Origin of the sequence: Providencia sp. PROV200 (assembly GCF_049901995.1) — a bacterium.
GTDB lineage: Bacteria > Pseudomonadota > Gammaproteobacteria > Enterobacterales > Enterobacteriaceae > Providencia > Providencia rettgeri_E.
This window is the reverse complement of record NZ_CP096307.1, coordinates 4,254,088-4,260,087: the sequence shown is the minus strand read 5'-3', so window position 1 is coordinate 4,260,087 and position 6,000 is coordinate 4,254,088. Positions and strand designations below refer to the sequence as shown.

Below are 6,000 nucleotides of genomic sequence, written 5' to 3'. Positions count from 1 at the left end.
GAGATCTCCATTCTTTTACACAGTTTTTATGCTTTTTATCCACAGGTAAATGTGATAAGGAACCTCTTATAAAGAAGAAATAGACTGGGCTACCTTAATTTACAGCCATTTTTCCACATGCTGGGGATAACTTTAGACGATTTACAGGAAATATTCTGTATGATCAAAAAATATTTTTAGATCTCTTGAAGATCCTTGCGCTTTAGGTCGGAGTCCGTATAATCTTCCTCCCTGTGTACAGTACTGATGTGATTTTTACACGAAACTGAGGTAAACTTGTTGGGTCGTATCGCTCTATTTTAACATTAATGTTAGGCGGGGCGGGGGCAAAAGCAGGTTTTCGGCCAGTATACGAATGTAATCATTCGTCGGCTGTCACAACATATGTCGGCAAACCGGTCAGCCAGGCTATAAATAAAAGTGGTTTGATTGCGTCATTTCATTGACGTGACCCCCTATGTTTTATTACAATCCTGCCTCTTTCTATATTGTTGCGATAGAGGCACAGGTGTAAATCAGTTTTCACTGGTTGCCAACGCGTTTACTGAATCAGTAATAAATTTTAAAGTTAGGTAGAAATCGTTATGAAACGCACTTTTCAACCGTCTGTACTGAAGCGCAACCGTTCACACGGTTTCCGCGCTCGTATGGCTACTAAAAATGGTCGTCAAGTTCTGGCTCGCCGTCGTGCGAAAGGCCGCTCTAGTCTGACCGTTTCATCTAAGTAATAAAGCTAGCCCTCTATTCAAGTGGTTACGCTCGCTTTTACCCGGGAGTTACGTTTGTTAACTCCCAGGCATTTCGATAATGTCTTTAAGCAGCCGCAGAGGGCGAGTTCCCCAGAGATAACAATCCTTGGTCGCCTAAACGAGCTGGGGCATCCCCGCATCGGTCTTACCATCGCTAAAAAAAATGTTAAACGAGCTCATGAGCGAAATCGTATTAAACGATTAGCGCGTGAATACTTTCGTTTGCATCAACACGACTTGCCTCCAATGGATTTTGTGTTATTGGTAAGGAAAGGGGTCGCCAATCTTGACAATCAACAGATCACGGAAACATTGGATAAGTTATGGCGTCGTCATCGTCGCTTGGCTCAAAAATCCTGATCATGCTGATCAGAGGCTACCAACTGGCTATTAGCCCGTTGTTAGGACCTCGTTGTCGCTTCAATCCCACTTGTTCAAATTACGGAATTGAGGCATTGCGCAGGTTTGGTATGTTAAAAGGGAGTTGGTTAACGGCAAAACGCGTATTAAAATGCCACCCTTTACACGCTGGTGGAGATGATCCTGTCCCACCTAGAAAAACTGATGATAATAGAGAATTATAACGATGGATTCGCAACGCAATCTTCTACTCATCGCTTTGTTGTTCGTGTCGTTCTTAGTTTGGCAGGCCTGGGAGAGCGATAAAGTTGCTCAGGACGTGAAAACTGTTCAAGCTTCGCAACAAGCGGATATGCCAAGCAGTGATGCTCAAGCCGTTACTGGCAGTGAGCAAGGTAAGCTCATCACAGTCAAGACTGATGTACTGGATATTCGCATCAATACTCGTGGTGGTGATATCGATGAGGCTGACCTGTTAGCCTATCCTGCGACCCTTCATTCGGAAAGTCCTTTCCGTTTACTGGAAACTAATCCAGGCTTTGTCTACCAGGCACAGAGTGGTTTGATTGGTCTTCATGGTCCAGACAACCCAGCAAATAATAATGGCGAACGTCCACTGTATAGCGTAGATTCCGACACTTTCACATTAGGGGAAGGCCAGGACGCTTTGCGCGTACCAATGACATTTACAGATAACAACGGTGTTGTGTATCAGAAAACGTACATTGTTAAACGTGGCCAATATACTGTTGAAGTTGAATACAGTATTCAAAACCCAACCGCTCAACCACTGAGCCTCGCTTTCTTTGGTCAGTTAAAACAAACAATTGAGTTACCGAAAGAGCGTGATACAGGCAGTAGCAACTTTGCTCTGCATACCTATCGTGGTGCGGCGTATTCTTCTGATGAAAACAACTATAAAAAATATAGTTTTGGTGACATCGAAGATAAAAACCTCGACTTAACCACCAAAGGTGGCTGGGTGGCCATGTTGCAACAATACTTTGCAACGGCATGGATCCCTGCAAGTTCTGAGAAGAGCACTTTCTATACTATCGACCTTGATAAAAAATCTGCCATCATTGGTTATAAGAGTGAACCAATGACTATCGCAGCTAACGGTGCGGGTACTTATTCATCAACGTTATGGGTTGGTCCTGAAATTCAGTCAGAAATGGCCGCAGTTGCACCTCATTTAGACTTAACTGTAGATTATGGTTGGTTATGGTTTATCTCTCAGCCACTGTTTAAACTGTTGAAATTCATTCACGGTTTTGTGGGTAACTGGGGTATTGCCATCATCGTTATCACCTTTATCGTTCGTGGTATTATGTACCCGCTGACTAAAGCACAGTACACCTCGATGGCGAAAATGCGTTTACTGCAACCTAAACTGGCTGCAATGCGTGAGCGTATTGGTGATGATAAACAGCGCATGAGCCAAGAAATGATGGCGATGTATAAAGCGGAAAAAGTAAACCCACTGGGTGGTTGTTTACCGCTGCTTATCCAAATGCCTATCTTCCTTGCACTTTACTACATGTTGATGGGTTCTGTTGAACTGCGTCACGCGCCATTCTTCGGTTGGATCCAAGACTTGTCTGCACAAGACCCGTACTACATCCTACCGGTATTGATGGGTGTAACGATGTTTGTGATCCAGAAAATGTCACCAACTGCAGTCACTGACCCAATGCAGCAGAAGATTATGACGTACATGCCAGTCGTGTTCACTATCTTCTTCCTGTGGTTCCCATCAGGTCTGGTACTGTACTATATCGTGAGTAACTTAGTGACTATCATCCAGCAGCAAGTGATTTATCGTGGTCTGGAAAAACGTGGTTTACACAGTCGCGATAAAAAAGAAAAGAAATAAATTGAATTTTAGGTGAGCCTTCCGCTCAGCTATCGATATAATATTAAGGCGGCCATTTAATGACCGCCTTAATTTTTTATAGGAATGACAGAGAAACATCATGCAAATCAACGATACTATCGTCGCACAGGCAACACCTCCCGGTCGTGGCGGTGTTGGTATTTTACGTGTATCTGGCCCGAAAGCGGCACAAGTTGCTGAAATCGTGCTAGGAAAACTTCCTAAACCACGCTATGCAGATTATTTGCCATTTCGTGATGTGGACGGTGCTGTCCTTGACCAAGGTATTGCGCTTTACTTTCCTGGACCAAATTCATTTACGGGTGAAGATGTGCTTGAATTACAAGGACATGGCGGCCCAGTCATTCTTGATTTATTGCTAAGAAGAATATTAACGATCTCGGGTATTCGCATTGCGAATCCAGGGGAGTTCTCTGAGCGTGCATTTTTAAATGATAAGCTGGATTTAGCCCAAGCAGAGGCGATTGCTGACTTGATTGATGCAAGTTCAGAGCAAGCGGCTCGTTCCGCAATGAACTCCTTACAGGGCGCATTTTCTTCCCATATTCACCAATTGGTGGAAGCACTCACTCACTTGCGCATCTATGTAGAAGCTGCGATTGATTTCCCTGATGAAGAAATTGACTTCCTGTCTGACGGTAAAATTGAAGCAAAACTCAATGAAGTCGTGGCAGATTTAGAGCAAGTTCGCTCCCAAGCACGCCAAGGCAGTTTATTGCGTGAAGGGATGAAAGTGGTGATTGCTGGGCGCCCAAATGCAGGTAAATCGAGCTTGTTAAATGCATTGGCGGGTCGCGAAGCTGCGATTGTCACGGATATTGCGGGTACGACGCGTGATGTGTTGCGTGAACATATTCACATTGATGGCATGCCACTGCATATCATTGATACCGCAGGGCTACGTGAAGCCAGTGATGAAGTGGAACGAATTGGTATTGAGCGTGCTTGGCAAGAGATTGAACAAGCGGACCACGTGCTGTTTATGGTCGATAGCACTACAACCGATGCAACAGAGCCACAAGAGATTTGGCCTGAATTTATGGCGCGTTTACCTGATGAACTTCCGGTCACCGTCATTCGTAACAAAGCAGATATGACAGGCGAACCGGTTGAGTTTATTGATAATACCCGTTATCCGTTAATTCGTTTGTCTGCGCGCGAAGAAAAAGGCATTGATTTGTTGCGCGATCACCTAAAAGAAGCCATTGGCTTTAACAGTAATACAGAAGGTGGTTTCCTTGCTCGTAGTCGTCATTTACAAGCACTGAATGCAGCAGCCGTTCACCTTGAACAGGGCTATGACCAGTTAGTGAATGCTCGCTCCGGTGAGTTACTGGCGGAGGAATTACGTTTAGCTCAGCAGGAACTTAGCGAAATCACGGGTGAATTTACTTCTGATGATTTATTAGGCCGAATTTTCTCCAGTTTTTGCATTGGGAAGTGATGACTATTAGCTAGTAAGATAAAAGGTACAGTGGTTAGCCAATGGGTAATAAAGATTGGCTAACTTTTAGTTTATTTATTAAGTTTTTGTTCTATATAATCCAATACTTGATTAGCTAAGTTAGTAAAAGCAATAATTGCTTCATCCCATTGAATAGGAACTTCTGCATAAACCATAGGACTTACATAGTTATTATAACGCTCTATGAATTTGGGGGTTTCTACTAATAATTTTAGCCCATAGCGAAGTTCTGTAATAGGCGAGTCAACCAGTTGTGTGTGTTGATTTCCGTATCTTGTAATATCTCCATCAAGTGCTTTTTTCAGTAATTGACTTAAGAATTCAATATTAGATGGTTGGGATAGCTGTATATGAAAAGTATCATAAACATGTCGAATAAGTGTCTCATCATCTTCACGTTGGCCATTTCTTGCAACACTCGCTGTTCTTCGTAGCATTGATAGTAACTTTTCAGCTTGAGTGTCAATAATTGCCGAGCAAATCATGTTATAAATTTCGATATCAGATTCTGTAACATTTGAATAAATAGATTGAATATTCCTAGATATGGGTTCACTAAGAAGGTCTGTCTCTATAAATTCTAATTTATAAAAGGGCGTAAACATGGTACTTGCCTGTGATCTTGAGGATAACGGATATCAAAGGAAAAATAGCGGTATTCATCTTTAACAGAAGGCGCATTATCTAAAGAAAAAATAGGATTTTGGTTAATTATTTCTTCAATAATTTTTTTTATTTCTTTTCTGGCTGTTTTTCTTGCATTTCGAGATGCTAATTCAAGATATCTTTGGTTTGGAATTAGTTTTATATCAATGTCTTCAGACATTCGATAAGTTTTGATATCCGATTTGGCGAGAGCTGTTCCTCCTGAAAAGATGGCTTGGTGATATGTAAACTGAAAGTTAGATAGTAGTTTAAGTAATTGAACAACATAATAATCTTTTTCAACTATTGCAGGGTTGCCGAGCCCTATGGCATCGGCAACATCAATAAATAAAGAGCTATCGAGTTTCATTGATACTTTGTTTCCCTACCTTAATTTTACGAGTAAATTTAGGATTTTTAGGGATAATTTTAATGTTAGAAGGAATTTGTGTACTCTCACCAGACAAATTCATCATAGATAGCTTATCAAAAGTATAATCAACATTGAGTTTTTTCATTACTTCGATAATAACGCCATCAGCACCACTTGGGTTATCTGGCATTAATTTACCAGTGATGCGATTCACTCTGGCTCTTACATAGACACCATAACCAATTCTCATTAATAAACCATTGTCTGTAAGTTTTTTGAGTATACGGCCTACTTGATCATAATCAGCTATTTTTGAAAAGTCAGAGCGTAGGAAAACAGAACGTCTAGAACGCTTTACTTTTTTTTGTATTCTGTCTTGTATTGTCATTATACCTCCTATGCGCTTTGATTATATTATAATCAAAAATACAACATTTCTCAATGGAGAAAATACGACAAAAATAACAAGTTAAAATGACAAATATTTATTATTTTTCAATCTGATATAATT

8 protein-coding genes are annotated in these 6,000 nt (G+C 41.2%); 5 read left to right on the top strand and 3 right to left on the bottom strand.

The window, feature by feature from the left end:
• Positions 1 to 584: 584 nt before the first annotated feature.
• From rpmH to mnmE, 5 genes are all read left to right on the top strand, one after another.
• Positions 585 to 728 (top strand): 50S ribosomal protein L34, encoded by a 144-nt coding sequence (rpmH, locus tag M1E86_RS19760; RefSeq protein ID WP_042846776.1) that lies wholly within the window; start codon positions 585 to 587, stop codon positions 726 to 728.
• Between the two features lie 21 nt (positions 729 to 749).
• Positions 750 to 1,109 (top strand): ribonuclease P protein component, encoded by a 360-nt coding sequence (gene rnpA / locus M1E86_RS19755; RefSeq protein WP_125893780.1) that lies wholly within the window; start codon positions 750 to 752, stop codon positions 1,107 to 1,109.
• On the top strand, positions 1,073 to 1,333 hold the full coding sequence (gene yidD / locus M1E86_RS19750; protein ID WP_102140049.1) for a membrane protein insertion efficiency factor YidD: 261 nt from the start codon (positions 1,073 to 1,075) through the stop codon (positions 1,331 to 1,333). Before rnpA ends, yidD begins: the two co-directional genes overlap by 37 nt.
• A gap of 2 nt (positions 1,334 to 1,335) precedes the next feature.
• Entirely contained in the window at positions 1,336 to 2,985 is a 1,650-nt protein-coding gene (gene yidC / locus M1E86_RS19745) for a membrane protein insertase YidC (RefSeq protein WP_213913820.1), read from the top strand.
• 100 nt (positions 2,986 to 3,085) lie between these two features.
• The gene (gene mnmE, locus M1E86_RS19740) at positions 3,086 to 4,450 is read left to right on the top strand and encodes a tRNA uridine-5-carboxymethylaminomethyl(34) synthesis GTPase MnmE (RefSeq protein ID WP_213913818.1); all 1,365 of its coding nucleotides are present in this window, start codon (positions 3,086 to 3,088) and stop codon (positions 4,448 to 4,450) included.
• Between the two features lie 71 nt (positions 4,451 to 4,521).
• Here the strand turns inward: mnmE and M1E86_RS19735 are convergent, their stop codons facing one another.
• Genes M1E86_RS19735 through M1E86_RS19725 form a run of 3 tightly spaced genes read right to left on the bottom strand, consistent with a single transcriptional unit; the run spans position 4,522 to position 5,877 of the window.
• Positions 4,522 to 5,076: a nucleotidyl transferase AbiEii/AbiGii toxin family protein gene (locus tag M1E86_RS19735; protein WP_213913816.1), complete on the bottom strand. Its 555-nt coding sequence runs from the start codon at positions 5,074 to 5,076 to the stop codon at positions 4,522 to 4,524.
• Positions 5,052 to 5,486: a nucleotidyl transferase AbiEii/AbiGii toxin family protein gene (locus tag M1E86_RS19730; RefSeq protein WP_213913814.1), complete on the bottom strand. Its 435-nt coding sequence runs from the start codon at positions 5,484 to 5,486 to the stop codon at positions 5,052 to 5,054. Before M1E86_RS19730 ends, M1E86_RS19735 begins: the two co-directional genes overlap by 25 nt.
• A complete protein-coding gene (locus tag M1E86_RS19725; protein ID WP_125893772.1) occupies positions 5,473 to 5,877 on the bottom strand; it encodes a DUF6088 family protein in 405 nt (134 codons plus the stop codon). The genes M1E86_RS19730 and M1E86_RS19725 overlap by 14 nt, the downstream gene beginning before the upstream one ends.
• Positions 5,878 to 6,000 lie beyond the last annotated feature (123 nt).